The sequence below is a fragment of the Nonomuraea sp. NPDC049028 genome, from assembly GCF_043197735.1.
Lineage (GTDB): Bacteria > Actinomycetota > Actinomycetes > Streptosporangiales > Streptosporangiaceae > Nonomuraea.
In genome coordinates, this window is record NZ_JBICTR010000007.1 from 193,434 (window position 1) to 219,291 (window position 25,858).

Consider the following 25,858-nt stretch of genomic DNA (forward strand, 5'->3'; position numbering starts at 1 on the left):
ACTGTGCAGAAATCCGCACATCCAAGGTGATCAGCACCACACGCGTACGGGACATCCAACCAGCGGTTTCGCGCGAACGCCCGCCCGCTTCAGGGGTCAGGCGTGCTGTCATCGTCAGCTGACGTCGGCGCGGTTCGGCAACCCTGGGAGCACCCCTCGAATCGAGCGGTGTCGATGGGGGAGAACGATGTCGGGGGCACGCCCGTCAACGCGCCGATCATCGTGTCCTTCCAGATCGGCCCGGGAAGGGTGGCACCCGCCACCGCCCCGTAGTAGCGCCCGCCGATCGTCACCCCGGTCAGCTTGTGGTCCTGGGAGCCGCGCGGGTCCCCGATGCTCACCGCCGCCGCCAGGTCCGGGGTGAACCCGGCGAACCACGCCGACGCGTAGTCGTCAGTGGTGCCGGTCTTGCCCGCCGCGTCGCGCCCGATGCCCCCGACGTCGCGCATCGTGCCCTTGGTGAGTACGCCGGACAGCACGTCGGCCGTCGCGTCGGCGATGGCGGGGTCGAGCGCCTGACGGCACTTCGGCCGGTACCGGGTGGCCTTGCCGTCGCGGTCGGTGACCCGGGTGATGGCCGTCGGCGCGCAGTACTTGCCGCGTGCCGCTATCGCCGCGTACGCCGTGGCCACGGTCACCGGGTCCATCTCATTGATGCCGAGCGTGAACGTCTCGTACTCCTGCAGCTTCCGCCCGTCCGAGCGGCGGATGCCCAGCGACTTGGCCGTGGTGACCGTCTCGCAGAGCCCGGCCCGCCGCTCGAGTTCCATGAAGAAGGTGTTCACCGAGGCCCAGGTGCCGGTCCGCAGCGTCTTCCACCCCGGGGAGCCTTCGTCGTTGGTGACCGTGTGCGTCGGGTCGCCGATGTTCTCGCCCTTGCAGTTCTTGAACGTCGAATAGCCCGGGGCCCGGTATCCGGCGCCCGCGCTCAGGCCGTCGTCGAGCTTCATGCCGTTCTTCAGCGCGCTGATCAGGGTGAAGGTCTTGAACGTGGAGCCGGCCTGGAACCCGGCGCCGCCGCCGTGCACGGCGTCCGCGACGAGGTTGTAGGAGATCTCGTTCCTGGCGCGGTCGCCGCCGTACGGCCTGCTCGCGGCCATGGCCTTGATCGCTCCGGTGCCCGGCTGGACCAGGGCCTCGGCGGCGACGGGGTCGTCGGAGGCGTACACGTACTTCCTGATCGCCCGATCTGCGGCCCGCTGCATGGCGGGGTCGATCGTGGTCCTGATCGTCAGGCCGCCGCGGTTGAGCATCGCCAGGCGCGCCGCGGCGGTCTTGCCGAAGTCGGGGTTGCTGAGGATCTCCTGCCGGACATACAGGCAGAAGTACGGATATTTGCTGGATTCGCAGCCACCGGGGAGCTTGGTGCCCTTGTAGCCGAGTTTGGTGGCCTTCGCCGCGGCCGCCTCGGCTGGAGTGATCTTGCCCAGCTCGGCCATCCGGTTCAGCACGACGTTACGGCGGTTCAGCAGCCTCTCGCGGTGCTTCCTGCCGATGTTCGGGTCGGTGGCGTTCGGGTCCTGTACGGCTCCCGCCAGCGTCGCCGCCTGTGGCAGGGTGAGCCGGTCGGCCTTGACGCCGAAGAACCGCTTGGCCGCCGCCTCGACGCCGTAGGCCCCGGCTCCGAAGTACGCGATGTTCAGATATTTCCCGAGGATCTGGTCTTTGGTGTACTTCTCCTCGACCCCCATGGCGTACCGCAGCTCGTTCAGCTTGCGCGCGTAGCTGGCCGCAAGGGCCGCGTTCCGCTCCGCGTCGGTGTCGGCGGAGTTGAGCAGCACCTGCTTGACGTACTGCTGGGTGATGCTGGACCCGCCCTGGCTCACCTTGCCCGCCCGCAGGTTCTTGGCCAGCGCCCGTACGGTGCCCTCGATGTCGATCGCGCCGTGCTCGTAGAAGCGGTAGTCCTCGATCGAGACGATCGCCGTCTTCATGACCTCGGCGATCTGGTCGAAGCCGACGACCTCCCGATACTCCTCGTAGAAGCGCGCGATCTCGCCCCCCTTGGCGTCCTGCACGATCGTGACCTCGGCCGGCGGCGGCTCGACGAGGGCGACCGGCTTGAGCTCCGCCTCGCCCACCGCCGACGCGAATCCGAGCGCCGCACCCCCCACGGCCGGCACCGCGATCCCCGCCACGAGCACACCCGCGGCCACCCCGGCCGCGGTGAGCCGTACGATCTTCGTCCCCCGACGCGCCATCAGAGCCCCTCTTGGTCAGCAGAGGGCAGGAGCAAATCAGAACCGATCGGATGATGTCTAATAGCGCTATGCGGTCGGAATCAATATCTGATTCGATATGATCCCTGGTCAAAAGGCGTTTTGAGAGGCCGTGACCGGATTCGAACCGGCGTTCACCGCTTTGCAGGCGGTTCCCTGAACCACTCGGGCACACGGCCAAGCAGGCGAACGGTCAGGCGCCGGCTCGCCGGGCCAGACGTTCGTCGAGGTGCTCCAGGCTGGGCAGGAACCAGACGTGGTCACCCTGGTTCGTCTCATGAACGAAGTCGCGCAAGGCCGAGCTCGCCGCCGTGTGCCGGGAGATGTCCCCCGTGATCACCAGAAGCAGCCGGTACGTCGTGAACTTCTGCATGATGTCACCCGCGACCCGCGTCCGGAGTTGGAAGAAGGCGTCGTCGAGCCGTTCCGCCGGAATGACGATCACCTCGGCGCGCTGCCCCCACGCCTCGCCCACCAGATCGGTGGCGGCGCGTTCGTCCTTAATCGGTTCGCCATTAGGGGCGCACGAGAGAACACGGAATCCCTGAATAAGGGAAAGCGTTTCAGGCATGACGATAACCACTCTCTCAAAAAGGGAAGAAAGCTAAAGATGCGCGCGCGACGTCATTTGACGGCACGGCGAGAAACCGCCGTTGGGGCGATGTGCGAGGGAGGGTGCGCGTCAGGCGCGACAACAACGACAACAGGACGAAGCGGCCGGATCGCAGGCGGAGCAGGCCATCATGGCTGCTGCCTTCCTGTCCATCGTCCGGCTCCTGACCTTCGTCTTCAGGCGGTCGGTGAATTCACGCCTGTTCGTCATTTCCAAAACGACAATAGCGACGGATATCCGCGGCGTCAATCGCCGTGACTCGCCAGAAGGATCAGCGCCTGCTTTCGAGGACCGACTTCGCGTTCGCCATGTCGTCGGTGGCGATGACGATCCGTACACCGCCGAAGGTCGTGTAGGCGAGGTCGATGTTGACGTTGGCGTCGGCGAGCTGCCGGGTCAGCTCGCCAAGGGCGCCCGGATGGTCGTCCATCTCCGCCACGAGTACGGAGCGCTCGTCGGCGATCCCCATCCCGGCGCCTTCGAACGCCTGCCGGCATCTGGTGGCGGCCTCGTCGTCGACGAGCACGTGTACGACGCCCTTGCCCTCTCCGGTGAAAGCCGCGAGACCCTGGATGTTCACGCCCGCCTCGCCGGTGACCCTGCCGAGTCGGGCCAGCTCGCCCGGTTGATCATTGAGGATCACAACAATATCTGTTGGCATCGTCCGATGATCCTCTCACTAGACCCCAAATGCGACAAAGCGCATGTGAGGCGACATTAATGAGGAAATTTCCCACTAAACAGCAACGTATTGAGCCTTTGGGCAAAGCTTGTCCGGCGCATATCCCACCCGCGACCATAGGCACGTGGACCCACAGGGCTTCTACCGCGACCCGTACCCCGTCTACACCGAGGCTCGCCGGACGCAAGGGCTTACCTTCGTACCCGAGCTCGACGCCTGGCTGGTGAGCCGGCGCGAGGACGTACGCGAGGTGCTGGGCAATCCAGAGCAGTTCTCGTCGGCGGGCGCGCTGCGACCCGACTACCTGCCGAGCAAGGCCGCGCTCTCGGTGCTGAGCCAGGGGTTCGGCGGCGTGCGGACGGTGCTCGGCGCCGAGGGCGACGCGCACCGGCGCCTGCGCCGCCCCCTCAGCAGAGGGCTGTCGTCCGCCAAGGTAGCCGCGGCGCTTCCGTTCGTCACCGAGCGGGCCGAGGCGCTCATCGGCTCCTTCGCCGGCGACGGTCAGGTCGAGTGGATGGACGCGTACGCCAGGCCGCTGCCCGCCGCCGTGATCGGCCACTTGGTCGGCCTGGACCCCGCCGACGCGCCTGGCGCGATTCGCGGGGCGCAGGGAGCGGAGAGGCTGGTGTTCACCGAGCTGACGGAGACCGAGCAGGTCGAGGTCGCGGAAGAGATCGTGGACATGCAGCGGCTGCTCGACGGCTACGCTCGCGCGCGGAGGAGGGCTCCGCGCGACGACCTGTTCACGGAGATGGTCCGCGACCTGGCCCCGGATCCGACGACCTCACGCTCGATCAGCGCAAGGAGATCGTGTCCAATGTCCAGAACCTGCTGCTGGCCGGCCACCTGACGACGACCGCGCTGCTTGGCACCGTGGTGCTCAACCTGCTGCGTGATCGCCGCCAGTGGGAACTGCTCTGCGAGCAGCCGCGGCTCGTCGCCGCGGCCATCGAGGAGGCACTCCGGTTCGAGGCGCCGGTCCAGGGCTTCCGGCGTACGGTCACCACCACCGTGACGCTGAGCGGCACTGAGCTGCACGAGGGCGACGTGGTCTTCGTGTCCTTCGCCTCAGCCGGCCGCGACGCCGACGCCGATGCCGCTGCGCGGGCGGACGGCGACGTGCGGGCGGACGGTGATGTGCGGGCGGACGAGTTCGACATCGGCCGGGAAGCCTTCCGCCACCTGTCCTTCGGACATGGTCCGCACGGGTGCCCGGGCTCGCAACTCGCCAAGGAGCAGGTCCGGATATCCCTGGAAATCTTGATCCGCGAACTCCCCGGCCTGCGCCTGGCCCACACCGACATCACGATGGCCCCCACCCTCATCCACCGCTCTCCCGAGACGCTCTTCCTCGCCTGGTGAGAAGGCGCCCGAACTCCGGTTCCGAAGTCACGCTGAGTTACGGTTTGCGCCTCGGATGAGTAGGCGTCACGGGGTTGCTCGAACGGGAGAATCCCCAGCTCATGCTCCCTTTTTCGGGAGAGTGTCGTGCCATGGAGTAGCGCTTCGCGGCGATTACCATGTGTGATGATCGCTTTATCCTCGCACGCCATGGCTGCCCCCTGCGGACAGTGTCTCTCCGAGGTCATGACCGCTGAGGACTTTGACCTAAGGAGCACGCATGTCCATCGTAAGATTCACGACCCTTGCCACTGCCCTGGCATTCGGAGCCGCCCTCACGACAGGGGTCGGTGCGCATGCCGACGCCCGCCCTGTCGTCAAGCAGACGGTAGCCAAGGCACTTTCGGGGTCGACGACTCAGCGGATCGCTTCCGGGAGCACGGCGCCGGGAATGGGCTGGCAGCTCTACATAAACAACTCGCCCGGCCTCTACATCGACGTGGACACCACGTCCGCGGGCTTCAGGGGTACTCCCGTCTACACGGTCTCGGTCGGCGGCACGGATCACCAGTTCGAGCTGACGGGTACCAGCACCGTTTACCGCCCCACCGCGACCGGATTCCGCGTCTATATCCGTTGGAGCGAGAGGGACATCCCCCCGCTCACCGTCGCCGACGCGGAGACTTACGGGTGGTACGTCAACTGGATCGGCGTCGACAACCCGTAAGTACTGCCACGGCCACACCTCCGCTTGTCCAGTCGGCTGGGCAAGCGGAGGGACGGGGGCGGTCAGCAGCGATACATCCGCAGTAGACAGCCGCCACCTGGATCTGTCACCATTTCCACCATGATCGTAGGAAAGGACGACGCCACCTTCATCTGGTGAGCGCTCCCGAGCAGCGGGAAGCTGCCGCAATCCGCGAAGAATGGCTGGGCTCGACGCTGTCGACCATGCCCGCCGACCGTCCGGCCAAAGAGGCCGCCATCTCCGAGCTGTACCACCTGATCGGGCTCGCCCCACCGCGTTTCCACTGGGTCCCGTCACCGCTCGCGGCTCTGGAGACCGTCCCACCGGGTCTACGGCCTTCGGAAGCCGCCCGGCACATGTCCGAATGGCCGCTGCCGCCTCGGCTCTCCGCGCTGATGAGAGAGCTGTGCCTCGAACTCGACACCCGGGTCAGATGGGAGCCGATGGACCGGCTGATTCGCCGGGAGGTGGTCGGCCCGCTCGCGCGATCCACCCAAGATTCGCTCCTCGTGCCGGTCCGGGCGGTGCATGACTCGCGCGAACGCCGGATGAACGGCTGGTACGGCGTGCAGTGCGTCTCCTGGATCGCCCATTACGACGCCCTCCGTCGAGCGGCCGGTGTGGTCTTCGCGACTGAGCGGGTCAGGCGGCTCGATCTGTGGGCGGCAGCGGCCCGGTCAGGCGGCTGGTGGTGGCCTCGTGAAGGCGTGTGCGTCATCTCCGAACGGCCCGTCGCCCTGCACACGGAGGTGTGGAGCGACGACGGCGAAGTCCGGCTGCACTGTGCCGACGGCCCGGCGGTGCGTTACGCCGACGGATGGGATGTGTACGCCTGGCACGGCACCCAGGTGCCCCCCTGGGTGATCACGAGTCCGGACGTCCAGCGGATCGCCCAGGAGGCCAACGTCGAGGTCAGGCGGTGCGCGATCGAGCGCATCGGCTGGAGCTCGTACATCGAACAGGCCGGCCTGCGGTTGGTCGCGGCCGCGCCGGACCCCGGCAACCCCGGGTCGGAACTGCGGCTGTACGACATGCGCAAGGAGACCAAGGTGCTCCTCGCGGTCAACGGGTCCGTCGAACGCGACGGGCACCGCCGCCGGTACGGGCTGACCGTGCCGGGGTTCCTGAACGACCCGCTCGACGCCGCCGGCTGGACCTACGGGCTGTCCGCCGAGCAGTACTCCCTTCTCGTACGCCGAACCTGAGGTGATCTCCATGACTGTGACTCTCGCTTCTCTCTCCCAGCAGACCGGACTCGCCGTGCTCGACCACCTCGAGCAAACGGTGAGCATCCCTGTCGTCGACGGGCTCCAAGCCCAGGGCGACCTCATCGTCATCCCGCTCTCCGTCGTCGCGTCGTCCGTACGGCCATGGAACCCGGCCATGTGGACGGACGTACCGCCCGAAGGGGTCGAACTCCTGCGTGGCGCGGCCGGCGGCAACCCGCACACACTTGTCGCCGACCCGGGCACCTGCCGCTGGACGGTTGACGTGATGGACTCCGACCGGCTGGCGATCGGCATCTTCGAGACCTCCGCCGTCGCCTACCTGCTCCATCCCGAACACGGAGCAACGGGCTGTACGCCGGGCACGTACGTCATCCGGCGGCAGCGCGAGCACGAGGGCCGGAGGAGCCGCCTCGTGGCGGACTGATCCACGTCGACACCCCTGCGGCGCACGCAAACCCGGTGCGCCGCAGGCGGTGCCCGATGATGAAGGGGCACGTGTGGACAGTCTGCGGGAGGTTCGGTGGAACTCGGGTTGAGGGACAAGGTCGCCGTCATCACCGGTGGCAGCTCCGGGATCGGCCTGGCCGTGGCACAGGGGCTCGCGGCAGAGGGCGCGCATCTCGTACTCGCCGCCCGTGTCGGCGACCGCCTGGAGGAGGCGGCGCGCGGCATCCGCGAAGCCCACGGTGTGCGCGTGGTGCCCGTCCCGTGTGACGTGGCGACCGCGGACGGCACGGCGACGCTGATCGAGGCGGCCGAAGAGAGCTTCGGGGGCGCGGACATCCTGGTCAACAACGCCGGAGCCGGATCCAACGAGACCATACTCGAGGCCCCGGACGAGAAGTGGCAGGCGTACTGGGACCTGCACGTCATGGCGGCGGTACGCCTGGCCCGCGGACTCGTGCCCGGTATGCGGCAGCGTGGTGGCGGGGTGATCCTGCACAACGCGTCGATCTGCGCCGTCCAGCCGCTCTGGTACGAACCCATCTACAACGTGACCAAGGCCGCGTTGATGATGTTCTCCAAGACGCTGTCGACGGAGGTCATCGACCACAACATCCGGGTGAACTGCGTCAACCCCGGCCTGGTCCTCACCCCCGACTGGGTGAAGACCGCCAAGCAGCTGACCGCGGACAGCGGCGGGGACTGGCAGGGGCACCTCGACGAGGTCGCGCGGGAGCACGCGCCGATCAAGCGGTTCGCCACCCCGGAGGAGGTGGCGGACTTCATGGTCTTCCTGTGTTCGGAGCGGGCCGGCTATTCGGTGGGCTCCACGTACTTCGTCGACGGCGGGATGCTCAAGACGGTGTGAGCCGGGGTCAGGTGAAGTGCGCCTCGGCTCGCAGCCTGCCGGAGGCGTCCTGGACGCTCAGCTGCCCCGACTCCGGCGAGCCGGTGACGACGAACGGCTCACCCTCGAAGACGGGACGCCGCAGGCGGTAGGTCAGGCCGGTGATCCGCCGCCCCAGGGCGTGCCGCCGGGGCAGCTCGGCCATGAGAACGGCGAGCAGCGGACCGTGCACGACGAGGCCGGGGTAGCGCTCGACGTCGGTGCAGTAGCGCTGGTCGTAGTGGATGCGGTGGGCGTTGGCGGTGAGCGCGCTGAAACGGAACAGCAGCGGCGGAGTGGCGGTAACCGCAAGCCGCCACGCGGCATCAGCAGCCGTGGGCCCAGCGCTAGCCGAGGCGGGGGCGGAGGCAGCGGCCGGGGCTGGCTCTCCCGGTTGCGGAAGCGCCCCGCCGGGAGCCGCCCCCTCGGTCGGCGGGTCCGAGCGGTAGACCAGGTCCTGCTCGTCGACCAGCCGCAACTCCCCACTCTGCCGGTACTCGTACCGCACCGTCACGAACAGCAGCTCTCCCGTCCGCCCCTCCTTCGGCGTGACGGCCGTCAGCTCAGCGGTCCGTACGGCGGGCCGCCCCATCTCCAGCCCCCGCCGCGCCCGCATCCGCCCGCCCGCGATCATCCGCCGCCGATGCGGGATGGGCGGCAGGAAGTGACCCTCGGCCGGATGGCCGTCGAGGCCGAGGGCGGCCTGCGGCGGCCACTCCAGGAAGTACAGCCACTGCCACGGCAACGGCAGCGCCTCACCGGCGGTCGGCGGCGCGTCGAGAACCGCCGCCAGGGCCGCCGCGGGCTGGGGCGAGATGACGTCTTCGCTGGTCACGGGCTTGGGCTGCCAGTCGCGTAGGTAATCCAAGAGCGTCATTCGCCTACCACCCCTTGAGCGCGCGACCGGGCCACCACGGCAGCGGTTCGCCCGGCACCTCATCGGTACGAGGCTATCGGCGAGGCTGGCGGCGAACGGCAGGTGGTAGCCCCAATGGCTCGGGCGGTCGGCAGGTGGTGACCCCAACTGGCGGAAGAGCCGTCCCGACCGCCCCAGGGACGGTTAGTGTCACTCCGGACACGAGGAGTGATGATGACCATGCTGGCGCGGGCCGTAGAGCTCAAGGCCGAGCTGATCCACTTTGCCACCTCAGGCAGGTTCGAGCGCGAGCTGAGCGGGGTGCTCGACCGGTTCTACGCCGACGACCCGCCCACCGACGAGGCCGCGGCCTTCCTGCCCATCGACTACTTCGCCCACCAGCACCCGCTGACCGGTGGCGACACGGTCATCGACCGGTTCCTGCGCGAGCGGCCCGACCTGGCCAGGGCCGAGGTCGAGCTGCTGTCGAGCTGGAAGGAGGTGGTCGAGGGGGTGTACGAGGTGCGGGTGGTCGACGGGGCGGCCGTGCTGCTGTTCAACCTCGTGGACGAGCTGGTCTACCGGGTGTTCTCCAACCTGGGTGAGGCGGCGTTCGGGGAGCTGCGCCCAGGGATGTACGTGGTGGGCAGGCTGCTGCCGCTCGGCCTCGACTGGCTGATCAGCGGCACGCCCGCGGTCCACGCCGCCGCCGCGCGTGACACGCTCCTGCCGGTGGCCGCGCACATCGCGCTGGAGCATCCCGACTGGGTGTTCCGCAACCCGGTGCTGCTGGCGCGGGCCAGGGAGCTGCAGAGCGAGCAGCGCCGGTGCTTCATCAGTCACTTCGGGACCGACCTGGTCGTGCTGCGGCCCGCCGAGCTGGCCGACCGCATCCGCGGCTACCTGGCCTACCAGTCGGGTCGTCTGGGCGGCGCGGCGCCGACCAGGGAGGAGCTGCCCGTACGGATGGACGGGGCCGAGACGGTGGCCCTGATCTTCGACGAGGTGGCGGGGCTCGGTTACTACGCCGACTTCGCCAAGCTGGAGGAGGTCTTCCAGGACCCCGGCCTGGTCGCCAGGCGGCCCTATCGCGAGCTGGTCAGCTCCTACCTCCGGGGCGACGCCGTCTCGCCGGTGCCGATCCGGCGGCTGGCCGAACGCGATCCCGAGAAGGCCGGCGCGGTCTTCGCCAGGCTGCTCAACAAGCGCGGCTTCGACTGGGAACGCAGCGGCGAACTGCTGCTGCGCACCCACAAGCCAGCACATTTCACCACCCGGCCGCTGCCCACGGTCATACCGGTCACCGGGGCCATCGCCGAACACGTGGGAGCCGCCTGACGGCACCCGAAGGTCAGGAGGCCTTCTCCTCCGGGAGGGGGATCCACTTGTGCGCCCAGACGACCAGCTCGTCTATGACCGGGCGCAGCTCCTCGCCCATCTCCGTCAGGTGGTATTCGACCCTGACCGGTGAGGTGGCGAGCACTCGCCGCTCGATGAGCCCGGCCGCCTCCAGCTCCCGCAGGCGCCGGGCGAGCATCGTGTCGTTGACCCCGGGGATGGCCGCTTTGAGCGCGGCGTAGCGGTGCGCACCTTTGAAGATCATTTGCAGCACGGCGCCCGACCATCGGGCGCCGATCAGTTCGAGGGCGGTGTGGAACCTGACGCACACCGAATCAATGCTCACGTCGTAGATCTTACCCAACCGCCGCTCCATTTGCTAAGAAATATGTAGTTACTCAATAATGTTGAGCATCTAGCCGTCTGAGACTGAGGAGCGCCACATGTCCAAGCCCGTACTGCAGGTGATCGTCGCCAGCACCCGCCCCGGCCGCGTGGGCAGGACGATCGGGGAGTGGTTCTACGAGCGGGCCGTGGCCGGCGGCGACTTCGACGTCGAGCTGATCGACCTGGCCGAGGTCGGACTGCCCTTCCTGGACGAGCCGAACCACCCCAGGCTCAAGCAGTACGAGCACGCGCACACCAAGGAGTGGAGCGCCATCGTCGAGCGCGGAGACGCCTACGTCTTCGTGACGCCCGAGTACAACCACAGCTTCAACGCCGTCCTCAAGAACGCCCTCGACTTCCTGCACCAGGAGTGGCAGCACAAGGCGGCCGGCTTCGTGAGCTACGGCGGCCTCTCCGGCGGCACCCGCGCGGTCAACAGCCTGCGCCAGGTGGTCAGTACCCTGAAGATGATCCCGGTGGTCGAGGCCGTCAACCTGCCGTTCGTGCCGCAGTTCGTCGAGGACGGCACGGTCAAGCCCAACGACGTGATGACCGCCGCCGCCGACGCCATGCTGGCCGAACTCGCCAAGCTCACGAGCGCCCTGCGCCCCATGCGCCTCTCAGTCGCCTAACCCGCCTGCCTGCCGGGACCATGCGGCAGGCGGTTTCTGGCGGGTTATTCGGGTTATTTCAGGACTCGTCGTCGTTGTCGATCAGGTTGTCGAGCACGCGGGTCACGGCGTCACCCAGTGGGCGGAACGCCTGGCTGAGCGCGTTCGCGAGCGGGCCGAAGATCTCCGTCACCTCGTGGATCAGGTCTTCGGACTTGCTCTCGGGAGGCGCCCAGCGCATCGCGTCGGCGCTCAACGTCTCCCATTCGTCGACGACACCGTCGATGGCGTCGAGAACATGATCGGGATCGCTCGGCATGGCCCTCCTCCAAAGCGCGGGAGTGGGATAAGGCCACGGTACATCCAGTGCGAAATGTGACGCTAGGACGTCAGGCGCGGGCTGGAGACGTCGGGACGTCAGGCGGGGTTCGAGGCGCCAGGGCGTCGGACGAGGACGGGACCCCAGGGCGTCAGGCGGGGATGGAGACCCCAGCGCGTCAGGCGGGGATGGAGACGCCTACGCCGCCGCGCGTCTGGCCGCCGTACCTCTCCTTGTCGGCCGCGATGTTGAGCGGCCGGATGCCGCTGCGCGCGGTCAGCGCCTCTTCGGTGAGGAGTGAGGCGGGCACCAGCCACGAGACCTCGAACTCCAGGCCGTCCGGGTCGTGCGCGTACAGGGCCTTTGTGGTGGAGTGGTCGGAGGCCCCGGCCAGCGCGCCCAGCTCGCTCAGCTTGGCCGCGATGCGCTCCAGCTCGTCGAGCGTGTCCACCTCCCAGGCCAGGTGGTAGAGGCCCACGGTGGACCGGCCGGCGGTGGACTGACCCGCCTGCTCGCCGATCTGGAACAGGCCGAGGTCGTGGTCGTTGGTCGAGCCGGCCGCCTGCAGGAAGGCGGCGCCGGGCATGCCCATGACCACCTCGAAGCCGAGGGCCTCCCGGTAGAAGGCGACGCTGCGCTCGACGTCGCGTACGTACAGGACCGCGTGGTTGAGCCGTTGAACCGGCATGGTGAACCCCTCTCGGCGGAAGCTACCTTCGAGTATATGAGAGTTCAACTAAAATGGGCGCATGACCCGATGGCTGGATGATGACGAGCAGCGCACCTGGCGCGACTTCCTGGCCGCGACCCAGTTGGTCAACGAGGCGCTCGACCGCCAGCTCCAGCGTGACGCGGGCATGCCGCACACGTATTACATGATCTTGGTGGCCCTCTCGGAGGCGCCGGAGCGTTCGATGCGGATGAGCGAGCTGGCCAACAGGGCGCAGAGCTCGCAGAGCCGGCTCTCCCACGCGGTCGCGCGGCTGGAGGAGCGCGGCTGGGTGCGGCGCCGGCCCTGCGACTCCGACCGCCGGGGCAGCTTCGCCGCGCTCACCGATGAGGGCTTCGCCGCCCTGGCCGCCGCCGCGCCCGGCCACGTGGAGGAGGTACGGCGGAGCCTGTTCGACGTCCTCACCCCCGAGCAGCTGGGGCAGCTCGCCGAGATCTGCGCGGCGGTGCGGAACACGCTGGAGCCGTAGCGCGAACGTAGCGCGAAACGGTGTGGAACACGCTGAGGCCGTAGCGCGAAACTGTCCCCGCGACGCCGTACGGTTCTCCCGGAAGTCGAACGAGGAGAGCGGATGCACGACACGGATGAGGCGCTGTTCAGGGCAGTCCACGGGATCGCCGGCCGCTTGGCCGGGCAGCCGGTGCCCGTGGTGATGGACGCCTTGCTACGCCAACTGCCCAAGGCCCCCGGCCTGGACATGGCCGAACTCCGCCGGATCGCCGAGGAGATCAGCGTCGGCAGAGACCCCTCGGGCTTGTAACCCGACGGAGCCCGAGAAGACCCGACGGAGCCCGACAGAGTGCAGGGCCCTCCACTCCCGAGCGGCGAGCAGCGATGGACCGTGCCCGGCCAAGAAGACGCACGTCACGGCGCCCAGCCGGTGAGGCGGAGGACCGTGCCCCTGGAAGGCCGCCGACCCCGGTCGGCGGATGGGCCCTCCCGTGCCTGCCGTAACGAAAAAGACCCCAAAAAACCCCGAGAGAACCTCAGGGTCGGGTCAGGGGCGGGGCCTGATGTGAGGGTGGGCCGTGGGCGGGAAAGTAGGGACATGACCGCAAAGAGGCTCTATCCCATCGTCGCCTGCGGGTCGATCGTGTTCGCGGTGGTCGGGATCGTGGTCGGGCAGCTGGTGCTCGACCCCGGCCTGAACCCACTCAACGCGACCGTCAGCGAATACGCCGTGTCCGACCGCGGGGGCGTCACGGAAGCGGCGATGATGGTGCTGGGCCTCGGTTCGCTGATCCTGGTGAAGGCGCTGAAAGCGGCGAACGCACCGGTGCGGGGGCTACCGGAGCGGCTGCTGTGGGTGTGGTCGGGGGCGCTGATCGTCGCCGCGGTCATCCCGACCACGCCGATCGGCGCCGACCTGACCCTGACGGCGGAGATTCACCGTTACGTGTCGGTGGCGGCGTTCGTCAGCCTGCCCGCGGCGGCGGCCCTGCTGGTGCCCCGGCTCACGGCCGACGAGGTGTGGAAGCCGGTCGCGCGGACCGTCGAGTGGCTGGCCCTGGCGGGCGGGCTCGGGGTGCTGGCGGTCACCTATGTGGCGCTGCCCGGCGAGCGGGTGATGATCGGGTTGGTGGAGCGGTTGCTGCTGGGCGCGGAGGTGGCGTTGCTGGCGGTGCTGGCCGCGTGGTTGGTACGGCTGGCCTGGGGCCGGGCCGTCCAGCGACCTGCGGATTTCCCGACATATCATAGATTTGTGGCGAGTCGATCTTAAGAACCGCCGCATTTGGTGCTATTCTCTCCCGCGATCTTCTATCCGGGAGCGGGCGTCATGGCATCTGGCAGATCCATCAGATTCAAGATCTCGACGCTGCTGGTTCTCCCACTGGTTTCTCTGGTCGGACTCTGGGGCTTCGCCGCCAGCACCACCTCCGGTGAGGCCATGGGCCTGCTGAAGGTCGACACGATCTGGTCCGGAGTCATCAACCACGCCGACTTCCTGGTCTACACAATCGAGCAGGAGCGTCTCGCCGCCGCCGAGGTGATCTCCGGCGGCGTCGCCGACCCCGCCCAGCTGGCCGCCACACGCGGCAAGGTCGACGAGGTCAAGAAGCGGCTCTCCGACGGGGGCCTGTCGGAGACGACGCAGGCCGCCCTCACCCCTGAGATGCGCGGGCGGCTGAAGGACGTCTTCACGGCCGTCGACCGCCTGCCCGAGATCAGGAAGAAGGTCGACAGCCGCCAGCTGACCCCCGGCACGCTGATCACCGAATACTCGGCGGTCAGCGATGCGGTCCATCACCTGTACCCGTCGCTGACTCTCGGCACGGACGTCGAGCTGGCCCAGCAGGCGCAGGGTCTGATCGCCGCCAGTGAGGTCCGCGAGCTGCTGAGCCGCGAGCACTCGCTGATCATCGCGGCCAACGGCAAGCCGTCCATGGGCGACATGCACATGCTCGCGAAGCTCGACGGCACGCGGACGTACATGTTCCCCAAGGCCATGGCCAACCTCGACGCTGAGCTGCGGACCCCGTTCGAGCAGGTCACCGAGTCCCCGCGCTGGGCCGCGATGGAGCGCGCGCTGGACGGCTACGTCGCGGGCCGGATGCTCGACCCGGCGGTCTGGCGCGGCATGGCCGACCCCGAGCTGAAGGCCTACACCCAGGTCATCTGGGACAACGGGGACCGGCTGCTGGCCCGGATGACGCCGGCCGGCATCGCCATCCTCGTACGGGCCGGCGTGGCGGGCGTCCTGGGCCTCATCGCGGTCGCCTTGTCCATCTTCATCTCCATCCGGGTCGGCCGGCGCGTCAGCCGTGAGCTGGCGGCGCTCCGCCGCAACGCGCTCGACCTGGCCGAGATCCGGCTGCCCGGCGTCGTGACGAAGCTGCGGCAGGGCAAGAACGTCGACATCCCGGCCGAGGTGCCGCCCATCAAGATGTGCGACGGCGCGACCAGCGAGATCGACGACCTGGCGAAGGCGTTCGACAGCGTCCAGTACACCGCCGTGGACGCGGCCGTCGAACAGGCCAAACTGCGCCAGGGTGTCTCCGAGGCGCTGCGCAACCTGGCCCGGCGCAGCCAGTCGCTGCTGCAGCGCCAGCTCAAGCTGCTGGACGAGATGCAGCGCGAGACCGAGGACCCGGAGGCGCTGTCCCGGCTGTTCAAGATCGACCACCTGACGACCCGCATGCGCCGCCACGCCGAGGGCCTGGTGCTGCTGTCCGGCGGCTCCGCCGGCCGCAGGTGGCGCGGCGTCATCCCGGTCGAGGACGTGCTGAGCGGCGCCGCCGCGCAGGTCGAGGAGTACACCCGGGTCCGCGTCTACCCGATGCCGGAGTGCGGGGTCTCCGGCGCGGCCGTGGCCGACCTCATGCACCTGTTCGCGGAGCTGATCGAGAACGCCGCCGCCTTCTCCTCGCCGGGCAACGAGGTGTCGGTCCGCGGCGAGCTGGTCGGCAGGGGCTTCGCCGTCGAGGTCGAGGACCGCGGGCTGGGCATGACCCCCGAGGCCCGGCAGGCCGTCAACGAGCGGCTGGAGAGCCCGCCCGAGTTCGAGGCGTCGCAGACCGAGCGGCTCGGCTTCTCGGTGGTCGGCATGCTGGCCGCCAGACACGGCATCACGGTCACGCTCAAGCCCTCCCCGTACGGCGGCACCACCGCGATCGTGCTGGTGCCCACAGCGCTGATCCAGGCCCTCCCGACGCCGGTGCGGATGCCCGAGCTGGAGTCGGTGTCCGTCTCGGTGGTCAGGACGCCTCAGGACACCAGGACGTCTCACGACACCAGGACGCCTCACGACACGACGGCCCCCGGTCAGCTGCCACGCCGCCAGCGCACGGCCAAGCACGGCCCTGAGCGGTCCCAGGAGTCGGCGCTGCCCCGCCGGGTGCGACAGGCCAACCTGCCGGAGCAGCTCAAGCAGTCGCCACCCCCCGAGCAGACTGAGGCACTCTCGTCCGAGAGCCGCTCACCGGAGGAGGCCAGGGCTCTGCTCTCCTCGCTCCAGTCGGGTTGGCAGCGCGGGCGGCAGGACAGCGATCAGGATGGGGGATCCCAATCGTGACCCATGGGCCAGACGAGTGGGTTGACGAGGAGGCCGGCCCGGTTGTGCGGCCGTACGCGGTGGCCAGGGGGCGCACCAAGTCCTCGTCACCCGAACTCGACCTCCTGGCGACCGTGTCGTCGACCGGCCTGCCGGTGCCCGCCAAGGCGGAGCTGAGCGGCCAGCACCGCCGGATGATGGACTGCGTCATGGCTCAGACCAGGCCGGTAGCCGAGATCGCCGCCGAGCTGAACCTGCCCGTGGGGGTGGCCAGGGTACTGCTCGGAGATCTGCTCGACTACGGCCTGGTGTCGGTCCGGCCGCCGCTCGCCAAGGCGACGACCCCTACGGAGAGCCTGCTCAGAGAGGTCATCAACGGTCTACGGGCCCTCTAGCTCGCCGAGGTCATCAGCCGAGGTCATCAACGGTCCGCGCGCTCTAGTTCGCCGACGTCATCGTCCTCAGCGAGTGCTCGACCAGCGTGACCATGACCTCCTTGGCCGAGGTGCGCCGCCGCACGTCACAGAGCAGCACGGGCACGTCGTCGTCCAGGTCGAGCGCGATCCGCACGTCGTCCACGCTGTGCCGGTCGGCGCCGTCGAAGCAGTTGACGGCCACCACGAACGGCGTGCCGCGCTGCTCGAAGTAGTCGACGGACGGGAAGCAGTCGGTCAGCCGCCGGGTGTCGGCGATCACGACGGCCCCGAGCGCGCCGTAGGACAGCTCGTCCCACATGAACCAGAACCGTTCCTGCCCCGGGGTGCCGAACAGGTAGACGACCAGTCCTTCGCGGATCGTGATACGGCCGAAGTCCATCGCGACGGTGGTGGTGGTCTTGGCCTCCACACCGTCGAGATCGTCGACGCCGACGCCGCGATCGGAGAGCACCTCCTCCGTGCGTAGCGGCCTGATCTCGCTGATCGCGCCGACCAGCGTGGTCTTGCCCACGCCGAACCCCCCGGCGATCAGAATCTTCAGCGCGACGGGGTCCTCAGAGAGCACGGAGTCCATTGATCACTTCCTTGAGAATGCGCTCATTCGGACGCGGCCCCTTTTCCGAGGGGGACGTCACCGAGATGAGGCCGTGGTCACGCAGGTCGCCGAGCAGCACCCGGACGACGCCTACGGGCAGATCGAGCTCGACGGCCACGTCGGCCACCGTGATCGGGTTACGCGCTGCCCGCAGGATGAGCAATTGCTCGGGTTCGAGATCGTACGCCTCCGTGTCGCTGACGACGGAGACGATCGCCATGAGGTCGAACGCCTCTCCGGAGGTTCTGGTGCGCCCGCGAATGAGGGCGTAGGGCCGGACGACCGGCCCCGCGTCCTCGTCAAGCCACCGCGGGGGTTCGTTCATGACGATGTCGCCCTGGGGTTGGTGGATATGTGCTGCCCCACCCGCTTGACGAGCATCGCCATCTCGTAGGCGATGTGCCCGACGTCCACGTTGGCGTCGGCCAGCACGGCCAGGCAGGTGCCCTTCCCCGCCGCCGTCACGAAGAGGAACGCCGACTCCATCTCGACGATGGTCTGGCGCACGTCGCCGCCGCCGAAGTGCCGTCCAGTGCCTCGGGCCAGGCTCTGGAACCCGGCGGCCACGGCCGACAGGTGCTCGGCGTCCTCGCGGCTCAGTCCCTTGGAGTAACCGACCGCCAGGCCGTCGGTGGACAGGATGACGGCCTGCCGTACTGCCCCGACCCTGCTCGTCAGGTCGTCGAGGAGCCAGTTCAGCTCACCGGTGTTGGTCGTCGGCACACTCATGCCTCCCCCTCCTCATTCGCTTCTTCTCGGGCGCGTTGGGTTCCCCGCTGGTAGGCGGAGAACAGGTCCCGTACCTCATCGGGAGAGCGCTCTGTCTTCGCTTCCGGTTCCGGCTCAGGCGGCTCGTCCGTCTTGAGCTGGGGTGCCAGATTTGCCTGTTTCACTCGCCTTGGCAGCCCGGCATGCGTGCCGTTCACCACCGCGAGCGTCTTCTTCTTGGTACGGCTGGGCAGCGCGGGCGCCTCCCCGTCGCCGCCCGCCTCGAGTGCGGCCTGGTCGTGGACCAGCCCGCGCGGCACCAGCACGATCGCGGTGGTGCCGCCGAACGGCGAACGGCGCAGCAGCACCTGGATGCCGTGCCGTTCGGCCAGCCTGGCCACCACGAACAGGCCGAGCCGGTCACTGTCGGCCAGGTCGAACTCCGGCGGGTTGGTCAGCAGTGCGTTGAACGCCGCGTACTCGCCCGGAGACAGCCCCAGCCCTCGGTCCTCCACCTCGATCGCGTAGCCGTTGCTCACCAGATCACCGCGGACGACCACGGTGGTGGTCGGTGGAGAGTAGATGGTGGCGTTCTCGACCAGCTCGGCGACCAGGTGGGTGAGGTCGGCGGCGGCGGCTCCGTCGAGCGCGCTGCCGGGCATGGCCTCGACGGTGACCCTGGTGTAGTCCTCGACCTCGGCGATGGCCGCCCGGACGATGTCCACCGCGGGCACCGGCTTGCGCCAGGCCCGGCCGGGGGCGGAGCCGGACAGGATGATCAGGCTCTCCGCGTGACGCCGCATCCGGGTCGTCAGGTGGTCGAGGCGGAAGAGCTCTTCCAGCCGGTCAGGGTCGTGCGTACGGCGCTGCATGCCGTCGAGCAGCGCGAGCTGGCGGTGCAGCAGGCCCTGCTTGCGCCGGGCCAGGTTGAGGAACACCTGGCCGATGCCGCGGCGCATCGCGGCCTGGCTCACGGCGGCGTTCACGGCGGTGCGCTGCACGGAGCCGAACGCCTTGGCCACGTCGACGATCTCGGCCGCGCCGCTGACCTTGAGCGGCTTGGCCTCCTTCTTGACGTTGACCTCTTCGCCCCGGCTCAGCCGGTCGACCAGGCCGGGCAGCCGGTTGTCGGACAGCTCCACGGCCGCGGACCTGAGCGCGGCCAGCTCACCGGCGAGGCGGCGGCCGAAGCGTACGGAGATGATGATCGAGGCGAGCACGGCGATCAGCCCGAGACCGCCCGCGGTGCCGATCTTCACCATGGTGCTGGTGGCGGCGTCGAGCGCGCGCTCGCTCAGCACCTCTCCGGACGACGCGCCGAGCTTGTCGAGCTGCGCCGCGAGCCGGTCCACGGTCGCGTTCCACGTCGCGCCGTCGGCGGGTGGGGCGCCGCTCGCGATGATGCGCGCCTCCATGGCGGTGAAGTCCCTGAACGGCTCGCCGGCGAAGATCTGCTCGTACGGCCTGCGGAGCGCCGTGTCGAGCCCGGCCTGGCCGCGGGCGCTGAGGAACCTGCGGGTCGCGACGTACTCGGTGAACGCCGTGAGCTCCGGCTCGGTGAGTCGGCGGTCGATGAGCGCGCCGCTGACCAGCGCGTGCTCGCGGGCGATGATCTCCCGGGCGTTGCCCATGGCCTGCAGCGACGACGCCTGCTGGAAGAGCGGCAGGTCGGGCACCGAGACGAGGTGGTCGTAGAGCCGGAAGATGGCGTCGAGGACCCGGTTGTACTCGTTGAGGCTGGTCAGCCGGGAGCTGATGCCGCCGTCGATGTCGGCGCGGATGGAGCCGAGCCGGTTCAGCTCCGCGGTGAGGGTGTCGAGGGAGGCGCGCAGGTTGTCCTTGATCGCGTCACCCGCTGTCACGGCGGACTTCTGGAAGTCGGCCACGGACTTGTCGGTGCGGGCGCGCTGTGTCCCGAGCTCCTGGGTGAGTTGACGGGTGGTGACCGCCACGGCCGATTGGGCCCGCTCGGCTTGGAGCTGTAAGCCCAGGTCGGTGGAGGTGATGCCGATCGTCTGATAAAGCGTGTTGGCTCTTAGCAGGGCCTGGCCGTCACCCACGGTGAGATTGAGGGCAAAGCCCCAGAGCGCACTCAGAGACAGGAGGGGTAGCAACAGCAATAAGAAGATCTTGAACCGAATTGACCGGTTATGCGAGCCCATGTCCCAACCTCGGAGTCGAGGGGTATTTGCACACTCTGTGTAAACACACCTCCGGAAGATCGCACAGGAGACTAGCACCGATTATGCTTCCGGCGCAGTGGGAGGAACGCGTTGATTAGCGTGATTACTGGGGCGAGCGCCGGCATCGGCGCCGCGGCGGCGGCCGAGCTGTCACGACGGGGGCACCGGGTCGTGCTCGTCGGTCGGGACGAGACTCGACTCAAAGCCGTGGCCGACGGATTGAGCGGGCCGGAAGCCGATGTTTTGACCTGCGACTACACATCGCTTGACGACGTTCGTAGGCTCGCGGCGGTGTTGCGTGAGCGTTATGACCGAATTGCCGTACTGGCCAACAACGCGGGCGTGATGAGTCCGGGGCGCCAGATTACGGTGGACGGTCACGAGCTGATGGTTCAGGTCAACCATCTTGCCCCCTTTCTGTTGACCGATTCTCTAACAGATCGGGTCGACAGGGTAGTCACCACTTCTTCACGGGCGGGCAGAAGCGGCCGGCTCGACCCGGACGACCTGTCGCGTGAGCGGCGACGATGGAACGGCTGGCTCCAGTACGGCGACACGAAACAGGCGAACGCCCTGTTCACGGTCGGGTTGGCGGCCCGGGGGGTGGCGGCCACCTGTTTCCATCCCGGCGTGATCCGCACCGGGTTCGCGGCGCAGACGTGGATCATGCGGATGTTCCTGGCCGTGCCCGGCTATGCCAAGCCGCCCGAATACGGCGCGCGCACGCTGGTGCACCTGGCCACGCACACCGACGGCGAGCGGCGCGCCGGAGCCTACTTCGCGAAGCGCGCCCCGGAGCCGGTCCCGTCCGCGATGTCCGACCCCGCCCTGGCCGAACGCCTCTGGCAGGCCAGCCTCACCGCCCTGAAGGGCTGAGGCGGGCAGGCCGGCGTCACCTCCCTGAGCGGCTGACGGAGCGCAGCCACAGCAGCGCGGCCAGCGAGATCACCAGGAGCCCCGCCCACTCCAGGATCGTGTAGACGTGCACCTGCGCCTCGGTGACGCCGGGCACCCTGCCGATGCGCAGCAACTGGAATTGCCACACCTGCCCGGTCAGCACCAGCGTGATCGCGATGGCGATGGCGTTCATCGAGTCCCACAACGCGTGGAGCAGCGAGACCCCGAGATAGGCCAGCACCACCCGCCCCTTGAGCCGGCCCCCGGCGGAGAAGAGCACCCCGCCCACGATGGCCGTCCACAGGCCGTGGCCGACGGGCGACAGGACCCCGCGTAGCACCTCGGTCTCGACGAGCTGCGACAGCGACAGCCCGGCCGAGGTGAAGAGCGAGTTGAAGGCGTACCCGGCGCTCTCCAGCGCGGCGAAGCCGAAGCCCACGGTCGCGCCGAGCACCAGGCCGTCCTTGGTCGTCCGGCGGATCAGCCGCCGCGAGACGAACATCAGGGCCGCCAGCTTGACGCCCTCCTCGATCAGGCCGACCACCACGTACATCAGGAGCGACGGCTGGACCAGCCAGCTCTCCAGCAGGGACGCGCCGAGCACACCCAGCGCGCCGCCGATCACGAACGCGCCGAACATCGTCTCGACCGTCACCTCGGGCGACCGCGCGCGCCCGTAGGCCCAGGTCACGAACGTGACCGGGACCAGGAAGCTGCCGAACAGCACCACCATCGGCACGAGGTTGGAGTTGGCGGTCCACGCGGTGACGATCACACTCGCCACCCAGAGCACGAGGCCGATCAGGAAGACGCGTAGCCATGGCCTCATGTCGGCAGTTCGCTGATGGCCCGATGGGCGGCGGTGATGGCCGCGTCGGCGCGGGAGGCCGGTACCGAGTCGCAGTTGGCGATCGCGATCCTGCCGAACCGCCGGCGCGCGAGATCGGCGGGGAACGGCCCGTCCGGATAGAAGGAGTTCCACGGGCGGCAGTACTCCGGGGCGTACCCGTGGCCCCAGCGGTTGACCGTGATCGCCTCTATGTCCGCGGCCGGGTCGAAGCCGCCGGGGCCGAGCAGCCGGGCGAGCTGGTCGCGGATGGTGTACTCCAGGCGGCTGTAGGGCGTGTTGAGCAGCTCGTTCCGGCCCGTGGCGGCGCCCGCGGCCGGACCCAGCTCCGAGCGGCACGTGGCGGCCAGCATGCGTACGTTGATCGGGTTGCCGGGCTTCGTCGGGCAGTCGTAGCCGGGCATGGTGACCGGGTGGTCGAGCTCCGACAGGCACCAGTAGGCGCCCGTCCAGCGGGTGCGGTCGATGCCTAGACGCTGCCACGCCTCCCAGCCGCGCAGTTGCACCATGGCGTCCACCACCGGCATCTTGACCGCGTCGCGCAGCGCCTGCTTCTGGTCCTCGGGCAGGTCGGGGACGAGGTAGGGGATGACCATGTTCCAGCAGGCCAGGACGACCGCGCCGGCGCGGACCGTACGCACCCGGTGGCCGTCGAAGTAGCCGACGGTCGCGGTGCCCGCCGTGTCGGCCGGGCCGTCGTTGCGCGCGCTGACGGCCGTGCTCGACAGCCGGAAGCGGACCCGGTTCGCGGGCAGGTCGAGCCGGCCGTAGTCGAAGGAGGCGGTGGTGATGCCGTCCATGGAGGTGGAATCGGTGAAGCCGGGGATCATCCGGCCGACCATCATACGGACCAGCGCCTGGTTGCCCTCGGGGAAGTGGTAGATGTTCGGGTCGGCCGCCTTCCACTCCTTCTTCATACTCGGCGAGCTGAACCGGGAGGGCTTGCCGCCGTCCAGCCCCAGACCGCCGAAACCCGGGTAGTCGCTGCCCCAGGCGTCGATCGCGCCGAACGTCTGCGTGCCGTACCCCCACATGACGCTCGGCATGGTCCGGCAGAACAGCTCGACGTCGGGGTGCACCTGGCAGACCTTCAGCAGGAAGTCCGAGTAGGTCAGCGCCGCCAGCCGCTCCTCCTTCCGCTCCTGCGACAGGCCGGGGAACCAGTCGCGCGGCTTGTCGTACAGCATGACGAGGTCCTTCTTGGCCTGCTCGGCGATCGGCAGCCCCTTGACCCACTCTTCGGTTCGCGTCTTCGGGGTGATGCGGACGAGGGCGTCGGTCCGGAAGGTCTCCCGGTCGCACATCACGCTGCGATGCATCCCGAGGTCGCCGTAGAGGCGTTGGTCGAAGTACCGGTCGAACCTCTTCAGCTCGATGCCGAGCCGGTGGAGCAGCTCCTTGCCCTCGGGCGTCCACACCGAGGGCGTCCGGAGCGACCGCGAGCCGCCGCAGCCGACCAGCACCCCGCTGCGGCCGGCCGGGTGGAACTCGTTGCGCCGCGCGTGCCCGCCGATCTCGTCGTGGTTGTCCAGGATGAGGATGCGGGCCCCGGGGTTCTGGCGGTGCCACTCGAAGGCCGCGCTCACCCCGCTGATGCCCCCGCCGACCACCACCAGGTCGTAGTGCTCCCCGGTGGGCACGGGCGTGCCCGCGTACTGCCAGAAGCGGCCGTCGCGGAGCGCGTGGGCGACGCTGAGCGACTCCGGGGTGCCGCCCCGCAGTCCGGTCAGGCTCGGCGGAGAGACCTCGGCCCGGGGAACGCCCGGCGGGAAGGTCTCGCCCGACTCCGGCGGGCCCGGCCGCGACGTACAGCCCGCCGACACTCCCAGAGCCAGCGTGCCCACCGCCATGGCGACGCCGTCCAAGAAGTCGCGGCGCGAAATGGGCCGGTCCATCCCGAGGTCGCGCGCCGAGCGCGCGTTCATGTCGCTCATGCGCCGATCCTCAGGACTCCGGGTAAAAGCCGCGTCCTGCCGCGCAGTGCTTCGAGAAACATTTTGCGTGACCTATTACCGCGAATGCCCGTTTGGAGTAGCGTCCGAAATATCACGACGGGGGGAGTCCGGGTGGTCGGCAAGCAGGGCAGGGTCACAGGCAAGATCGGCCCTGGCCTCGTCGGCGAGGTCATGGTCCCGGTCAGAGGTGGCGTGGAGGCTTTCTACGCTCATCCGACCGTGCCTGACGAGGAGTTCTCCGTCGGAACGATCGTGATCGTGGTGGACTACTTCCCACCGCGCACGGTCTATGTGGCCAGAGCACTCGTCTAGGGAGGCCCCCGATGTCCCCCGAGCTCCTTCTTCTCGGCGGCGGCATCCTCGTCGCCATCATCGTGCTGATCCTGCTCTTCAAGGCCGTCTGGCGGGTCGCCGAGCCCAACGAGGCCCTGATCATCTCGGGTCTCGGCGCGCGCCGGCGCAGCGAGGGCCCGGACAGCCTCGGCTTCAAGATAATCACCGGCAAGGGTACGGCGGTGCTGCCCGGCTTCCAGACGTCCAGGAGGCTGCGCCTGGACACCAGGGCCGCCAACCTCCAGGTCTCCTGCGTCACCCAACAGGGCATCCCCGTGCACATCCGCGGCGTGGTGATCTACAAGGTGGGCGACGACCTGTCCTCGATCGCCAACGCCGCCCGGCGCTTCCTCGATCAGCAGGACTTCATGACCGGCGCGATCCACGAGCTGTTCACCGGACACCTGCGCTCGATCATCGGCAACCTCACGGTCGAGGACCTGATCCTCAACCGCGAGCGGCTGACCAGCGAGACCAGGGCGTCGGCCGCCGACGAGATGAGCAAGTTGGGGCTGATCGTCGACTCGCTGCAGATCCAGGAGATCGACGACGAGACCGGCTACATCGTCAACCTCGGCAAGCCGCACGCCGCCAAGGTCGCCTCCGTGGCCCGCATCGCCGAGGCGCAGCGCGACCAGGAGGCCACCGAGGCCGAGCAGGCCGCCGCCGCCCGCAAGGCGGCCGCCGTACGCGAATCCAAGATCAAGCAGGCCGGTTACCAGGCGGAGATGGACCAGGCGGCGGCCAGGGCCCGGCAGGCGGGGCCGCTGTCGGAGGCGACGGCCAGGCAGGAGGTCGTCGTCCAGGAGACCAGGGCCGCCGAGCTGGAGGCGCAGCTGTCGGAGCAGCGGCTGCAGTCGCAGGTCCGCAAGCCCGCCGACGCCAAGGCGTACGAGACCGTCACGCTCTCCCAGGCCGAGCGGGACGCCCGCATCGCCCAGGCCGAGGCGGAGGCGCGCGAGACCGAGTTGCGCGCCGTCGCGCAGGCCTCCCAGGTCAAGCAGGCCGCCGCGGCCGAAGCCGAGTCCGTACGGCTGCGCGGCGAGGCGGCGGGCGCGGCCACCAAGGTCGCGGGAGAGGCCGAGGCCCAGGCCGCCAAGGCACGCGGGCTGGCCCACGCCGAGGCGGCCAAGGCGCTCGGGCTCGCCGAGGCGGCGGCCGCCCAGGCCAAGGGCCTGGCCGAGGCGCAGGCGATCAGCGCGCGGGCGCAGGCGCTGAAGGACAACCAGGAGGCGGTCATCGCCCAGCAGCTGGCCGAGCGCTGGCCCGAGGTGGTCGAGGCGGGTGCCAAGGCGTTCGGCAACGTCGAGCACATGGTGGTGCTCAACGGCGCACAGGGTGTGGAGGAGATGCTGGCCAAGGCGCTCACCCTCGGCGGCACCGGCCTCGGCCTGGCCAGGGCGCTGCTCAACGGCGCGACCCCGAACGGCTCCGAATCTTCTGGAAAAGCGCAATAACCCGGCGTACTATCACGAACAGGTGAGCCGGGAAGTCTGGTCGGCAGACACT

Annotated in this window: 29 protein-coding genes and 1 tRNA gene; 16 read left to right on the forward strand and 14 right to left on the reverse strand. The window is 68.9% G+C overall.

Going from position 1 to position 25,858, the window contains the following annotated elements:
* Positions 1-89: 89 nt before the first annotated feature.
* The 4 genes from ACGFJ2_RS28090 to ACGFJ2_RS28105 all read right to left on the reverse strand — a co-directional run bounded on the left by ACGFJ2_RS28090 (position 90) and on the right by ACGFJ2_RS28105 (position 3,493).
* The gene (locus tag ACGFJ2_RS28090; RefSeq protein ID WP_393473166.1) at positions 90-2,201 is read right to left on the reverse strand and encodes a transglycosylase domain-containing protein; all 2,112 of its coding nucleotides are present in this window, start codon (positions 2,199-2,201) and stop codon (positions 90-92) included.
* A 125-nt stretch (positions 2,202-2,326) separates the two neighbouring features.
* Positions 2,327-2,398, reverse strand: a tRNA-Cys gene (locus ACGFJ2_RS28095).
* A gap of 14 nt (positions 2,399-2,412) precedes the next feature.
* Positions 2,413-2,802: a DUF4180 domain-containing protein gene (locus tag ACGFJ2_RS28100; protein ID WP_393473169.1), complete on the reverse strand. Its 390-nt coding sequence runs from the start codon at positions 2,800-2,802 to the stop codon at positions 2,413-2,415.
* Positions 2,803-3,103: 301 nt separating this feature from the next.
* Positions 3,104-3,493 carry a hypothetical protein gene (locus tag ACGFJ2_RS28105; protein ID WP_357957583.1) on the reverse strand — a complete coding sequence of 130 codons (390 nt, stop codon included), beginning with the start codon at positions 3,491-3,493 and terminating at the stop codon, positions 3,104-3,106.
* Positions 3,494-3,638: 145 nt separating this feature from the next.
* Between ACGFJ2_RS28105 and ACGFJ2_RS28110 the strand changes: the two genes are divergently transcribed.
* The 6 genes from ACGFJ2_RS28110 to ACGFJ2_RS28135 all read left to right on the forward strand — a co-directional run bounded on the left by ACGFJ2_RS28110 (position 3,639) and on the right by ACGFJ2_RS28135 (position 8,144).
* Entirely contained in the window at positions 3,639-4,364 is a 726-nt protein-coding gene (locus tag ACGFJ2_RS28110) for a hypothetical protein (RefSeq protein WP_393473173.1), read from the forward strand.
* Positions 4,325-4,876 carry a hypothetical protein gene (locus tag ACGFJ2_RS28115; protein ID WP_393473176.1) on the forward strand — a complete coding sequence of 184 codons (552 nt, stop codon included), beginning with the start codon at positions 4,325-4,327 and terminating at the stop codon, positions 4,874-4,876. Before ACGFJ2_RS28110 ends, ACGFJ2_RS28115 begins: the two co-directional genes overlap by 40 nt.
* A 259-nt stretch (positions 4,877-5,135) precedes the next feature.
* A complete protein-coding gene (locus ACGFJ2_RS28120; RefSeq protein ID WP_393473179.1) occupies positions 5,136-5,582 on the forward strand; it encodes a hypothetical protein in 447 nt (148 codons plus the stop codon).
* A gap of 155 nt (positions 5,583-5,737) precedes the next feature.
* Positions 5,738-6,808 (forward strand): DUF6745 domain-containing protein, encoded by a 1,071-nt coding sequence (locus ACGFJ2_RS28125; RefSeq protein WP_393473182.1) that lies wholly within the window; start codon positions 5,738-5,740, stop codon positions 6,806-6,808.
* 10 nt (positions 6,809-6,818) lie between these two features.
* Complete coding sequence (locus ACGFJ2_RS28130; protein WP_357957576.1) at positions 6,819-7,256, forward strand: hypothetical protein; 438 nt, start codon at positions 6,819-6,821, stop codon at positions 7,254-7,256.
* 96 nt (positions 7,257-7,352) lie between these two features.
* Positions 7,353-8,144, forward strand: coding sequence for an SDR family oxidoreductase (locus ACGFJ2_RS28135; protein ID WP_358180151.1), 792 nt, complete (start codon positions 7,353-7,355; stop codon positions 8,142-8,144).
* 7 nt (positions 8,145-8,151) lie between these two features.
* Here ACGFJ2_RS28135 and ACGFJ2_RS28140 read toward each other — a convergent pair whose 3' ends face one another.
* The gene (locus ACGFJ2_RS28140) at positions 8,152-9,039 is read right to left on the reverse strand and encodes a hypothetical protein (RefSeq protein ID WP_393473187.1); all 888 of its coding nucleotides are present in this window, start codon (positions 9,037-9,039) and stop codon (positions 8,152-8,154) included.
* Positions 9,040-9,249: 210 nt separating this feature from the next.
* Here ACGFJ2_RS28140 and ACGFJ2_RS28145 point away from each other — a divergent pair, with 210 nt between their 5' ends.
* Complete coding sequence (locus ACGFJ2_RS28145; RefSeq protein WP_393473190.1) at positions 9,250-10,356, forward strand: hypothetical protein; 1,107 nt, start codon at positions 9,250-9,252, stop codon at positions 10,354-10,356.
* 13 nt (positions 10,357-10,369) lie between these two features.
* Here the strand turns inward: ACGFJ2_RS28145 and ACGFJ2_RS28150 are convergent, their stop codons facing one another.
* Complete coding sequence (locus tag ACGFJ2_RS28150; RefSeq protein ID WP_357957568.1) at positions 10,370-10,702, reverse strand: helix-turn-helix domain-containing protein; 333 nt, start codon at positions 10,700-10,702, stop codon at positions 10,370-10,372.
* A gap of 97 nt (positions 10,703-10,799) precedes the next feature.
* On the opposite strand from ACGFJ2_RS28150, the gene ACGFJ2_RS28155 reads away from it, so the two are divergent.
* The gene (locus ACGFJ2_RS28155) at positions 10,800-11,375 is read left to right on the forward strand and encodes an NAD(P)H-dependent oxidoreductase (protein WP_357957566.1); all 576 of its coding nucleotides are present in this window, start codon (positions 10,800-10,802) and stop codon (positions 11,373-11,375) included.
* Positions 11,376-11,433: 58 nt separating this feature from the next.
* On the opposite strand, the gene ACGFJ2_RS28160 is transcribed toward ACGFJ2_RS28155, so the two are convergent.
* Positions 11,434-11,673, reverse strand: coding sequence for a hypothetical protein (locus ACGFJ2_RS28160; protein ID WP_357957564.1), 240 nt, complete (start codon positions 11,671-11,673; stop codon positions 11,434-11,436).
* A gap of 178 nt (positions 11,674-11,851) precedes the next feature.
* On the reverse strand, positions 11,852-12,361 hold the full coding sequence (locus ACGFJ2_RS28165) for a VOC family protein (protein WP_393473195.1): 510 nt from the start codon (positions 12,359-12,361) through the stop codon (positions 11,852-11,854).
* A 61-nt stretch (positions 12,362-12,422) separates the two neighbouring features.
* Between ACGFJ2_RS28165 and ACGFJ2_RS28170 the strand changes: the two genes are divergently transcribed.
* The 5 genes from ACGFJ2_RS28170 (at position 12,423) to ACGFJ2_RS28190 (ending at position 16,789) form a co-directional block, all read left to right on the forward strand.
* Positions 12,423-12,872 carry a MarR family transcriptional regulator gene (locus ACGFJ2_RS28170; RefSeq protein WP_358180157.1) on the forward strand — a complete coding sequence of 150 codons (450 nt, stop codon included), beginning with the start codon at positions 12,423-12,425 and terminating at the stop codon, positions 12,870-12,872.
* A 102-nt stretch (positions 12,873-12,974) separates the two neighbouring features.
* Positions 12,975-13,163: a hypothetical protein gene (locus ACGFJ2_RS28175; protein ID WP_357957558.1), complete on the forward strand. Its 189-nt coding sequence runs from the start codon at positions 12,975-12,977 to the stop codon at positions 13,161-13,163.
* 288 nt (positions 13,164-13,451) lie between these two features.
* Positions 13,452-14,123, forward strand: coding sequence for a DUF998 domain-containing protein (locus tag ACGFJ2_RS28180; RefSeq protein WP_393473200.1), 672 nt, complete (start codon positions 13,452-13,454; stop codon positions 14,121-14,123).
* Between the two features lie 57 nt (positions 14,124-14,180).
* On the forward strand, positions 14,181-16,415 hold the full coding sequence (locus ACGFJ2_RS28185) for a nitrate- and nitrite sensing domain-containing protein (protein WP_357957554.1): 2,235 nt from the start codon (positions 14,181-14,183) through the stop codon (positions 16,413-16,415).
* Complete coding sequence (locus tag ACGFJ2_RS28190) at positions 16,412-16,789, forward strand: DUF742 domain-containing protein (protein WP_357957552.1); 378 nt, start codon at positions 16,412-16,414, stop codon at positions 16,787-16,789. Before ACGFJ2_RS28185 ends, ACGFJ2_RS28190 begins: the two co-directional genes overlap by 4 nt.
* A gap of 43 nt (positions 16,790-16,832) precedes the next feature.
* On the opposite strand, the gene ACGFJ2_RS28195 is transcribed toward ACGFJ2_RS28190, so the two are convergent.
* The 4 genes from ACGFJ2_RS28195 to ACGFJ2_RS28210 are packed head-to-tail and all read right to left on the reverse strand — an operon-like array spanning position 16,833 to position 20,194.
* Positions 16,833-17,405 (reverse strand): ATP/GTP-binding protein, encoded by a 573-nt coding sequence (locus ACGFJ2_RS28195; RefSeq protein ID WP_225300026.1) that lies wholly within the window; start codon positions 17,403-17,405, stop codon positions 16,833-16,835.
* Positions 17,386-17,751 carry a DUF742 domain-containing protein gene (locus tag ACGFJ2_RS28200; RefSeq protein WP_357957550.1) on the reverse strand — a complete coding sequence of 122 codons (366 nt, stop codon included), beginning with the start codon at positions 17,749-17,751 and terminating at the stop codon, positions 17,386-17,388. The genes ACGFJ2_RS28195 and ACGFJ2_RS28200 overlap by 20 nt, the downstream gene beginning before the upstream one ends.
* On the reverse strand, positions 17,748-18,155 hold the full coding sequence (locus ACGFJ2_RS28205) for a roadblock/LC7 domain-containing protein (protein WP_357957548.1): 408 nt from the start codon (positions 18,153-18,155) through the stop codon (positions 17,748-17,750). The genes ACGFJ2_RS28200 and ACGFJ2_RS28205 overlap by 4 nt, the downstream gene beginning before the upstream one ends.
* Positions 18,152-20,194, reverse strand: coding sequence for an ATP-binding protein (locus ACGFJ2_RS28210; RefSeq protein ID WP_358180166.1), 2,043 nt, complete (start codon positions 20,192-20,194; stop codon positions 18,152-18,154). Before ACGFJ2_RS28210 ends, ACGFJ2_RS28205 begins: the two co-directional genes overlap by 4 nt.
* A 222-nt stretch (positions 20,195-20,416) precedes the next feature.
* Here ACGFJ2_RS28210 and ACGFJ2_RS28215 point away from each other — a divergent pair, with 222 nt between their 5' ends.
* Positions 20,417-21,193, forward strand: coding sequence for an SDR family NAD(P)-dependent oxidoreductase (locus ACGFJ2_RS28215; RefSeq protein WP_357957544.1), 777 nt, complete (start codon positions 20,417-20,419; stop codon positions 21,191-21,193).
* A gap of 16 nt (positions 21,194-21,209) precedes the next feature.
* Here ACGFJ2_RS28215 and ACGFJ2_RS28220 read toward each other — a convergent pair whose 3' ends face one another.
* Together ACGFJ2_RS28220 and ACGFJ2_RS28225 are read right to left on the reverse strand one after the other, a co-directional pair.
* Complete coding sequence (locus ACGFJ2_RS28220; protein WP_357957542.1) at positions 21,210-22,043, reverse strand: PrsW family glutamic-type intramembrane protease; 834 nt, start codon at positions 22,041-22,043, stop codon at positions 21,210-21,212.
* Positions 22,040-23,995, reverse strand: a complete 1,956-nt coding sequence (locus ACGFJ2_RS28225; RefSeq protein WP_393473208.1) for an NAD(P)-binding protein — start codon at positions 23,993-23,995, stop codon at positions 22,040-22,042. Before ACGFJ2_RS28225 ends, ACGFJ2_RS28220 begins: the two co-directional genes overlap by 4 nt.
* A 132-nt stretch (positions 23,996-24,127) precedes the next feature.
* Here ACGFJ2_RS28225 and ACGFJ2_RS28230 point away from each other — a divergent pair, with 132 nt between their 5' ends.
* Together ACGFJ2_RS28230 and ACGFJ2_RS28235 are read left to right on the forward strand one after the other, a co-directional pair.
* Positions 24,128-24,328 carry a hypothetical protein gene (locus ACGFJ2_RS28230; protein ID WP_225300038.1) on the forward strand — a complete coding sequence of 67 codons (201 nt, stop codon included), beginning with the start codon at positions 24,128-24,130 and terminating at the stop codon, positions 24,326-24,328.
* An 11-nt stretch (positions 24,329-24,339) separates the two neighbouring features.
* Positions 24,340-25,806 carry an SPFH domain-containing protein gene (locus tag ACGFJ2_RS28235; RefSeq protein ID WP_393473211.1) on the forward strand — a complete coding sequence of 489 codons (1,467 nt, stop codon included), beginning with the start codon at positions 24,340-24,342 and terminating at the stop codon, positions 25,804-25,806.
* Positions 25,807-25,858 lie beyond the last annotated feature (52 nt).

Bases quoted from the DNA above. Each gene is read 5' to 3' on its own strand.
- ACGFJ2_RS28090 (WP_393473166.1), bottom strand. From the start codon at position 2,201: ATGGCGCGTCGGGGGACGAAGATCGTACGGCTCACCGCGGCCGGGGTG.
- ACGFJ2_RS28105 (WP_357957583.1), bottom strand. From the start codon at position 3,493: ATGCCAACAGATATTGTTGTGATCCTCAATGATCAACCGGGCGAGCTG.
- ACGFJ2_RS28120 (WP_393473179.1), top strand. From the start codon at position 5,136: ATGTCCATCGTAAGATTCACGACCCTTGCCACTGCCCTGGCATTCGGA.
- ACGFJ2_RS28130 (WP_357957576.1), top strand. From the start codon at position 6,819: ATGACTGTGACTCTCGCTTCTCTCTCCCAGCAGACCGGACTCGCCGTG.
- ACGFJ2_RS28140 (WP_393473187.1), bottom strand. From the start codon at position 9,039: ATGACGCTCTTGGATTACCTACGCGACTGGCAGCCCAAGCCCGTGACC.
- ACGFJ2_RS28145 (WP_393473190.1), top strand. From the start codon at position 9,250: ATGATGACCATGCTGGCGCGGGCCGTAGAGCTCAAGGCCGAGCTGATC.
- ACGFJ2_RS28155 (WP_357957566.1), top strand. From the start codon at position 10,800: ATGTCCAAGCCCGTACTGCAGGTGATCGTCGCCAGCACCCGCCCCGGC.
- ACGFJ2_RS28160 (WP_357957564.1), bottom strand. From the start codon at position 11,673: ATGCCGAGCGATCCCGATCATGTTCTCGACGCCATCGACGGTGTCGTC.
- ACGFJ2_RS28165 (WP_393473195.1), bottom strand. From the start codon at position 12,361: ATGCCGGTTCAACGGCTCAACCACGCGGTCCTGTACGTACGCGACGTC.
- ACGFJ2_RS28170 (WP_358180157.1), top strand. From the start codon at position 12,423: ATGACCCGATGGCTGGATGATGACGAGCAGCGCACCTGGCGCGACTTC.
- ACGFJ2_RS28175 (WP_357957558.1), top strand. From the start codon at position 12,975: ATGCACGACACGGATGAGGCGCTGTTCAGGGCAGTCCACGGGATCGCC.
- ACGFJ2_RS28180 (WP_393473200.1), top strand. From the start codon at position 13,452: ATGACCGCAAAGAGGCTCTATCCCATCGTCGCCTGCGGGTCGATCGTG.
- ACGFJ2_RS28185 (WP_357957554.1), top strand. From the start codon at position 14,181: ATGGCATCTGGCAGATCCATCAGATTCAAGATCTCGACGCTGCTGGTT.
- ACGFJ2_RS28195 (WP_225300026.1), bottom strand. From the start codon at position 17,405: ATGGACTCCGTGCTCTCTGAGGACCCCGTCGCGCTGAAGATTCTGATC.
- ACGFJ2_RS28200 (WP_357957550.1), bottom strand. From the start codon at position 17,751: ATGAACGAACCCCCGCGGTGGCTTGACGAGGACGCGGGGCCGGTCGTC.
- ACGFJ2_RS28205 (WP_357957548.1), bottom strand. From the start codon at position 18,155: ATGAGTGTGCCGACGACCAACACCGGTGAGCTGAACTGGCTCCTCGAC.
- ACGFJ2_RS28220 (WP_357957542.1), bottom strand. From the start codon at position 22,043: ATGAGGCCATGGCTACGCGTCTTCCTGATCGGCCTCGTGCTCTGGGTG.
- ACGFJ2_RS28225 (WP_393473208.1), bottom strand. From the start codon at position 23,995: ATGAGCGACATGAACGCGCGCTCGGCGCGCGACCTCGGGATGGACCGG.
- ACGFJ2_RS28235 (WP_393473211.1), top strand. From the start codon at position 24,340: ATGTCCCCCGAGCTCCTTCTTCTCGGCGGCGGCATCCTCGTCGCCATC.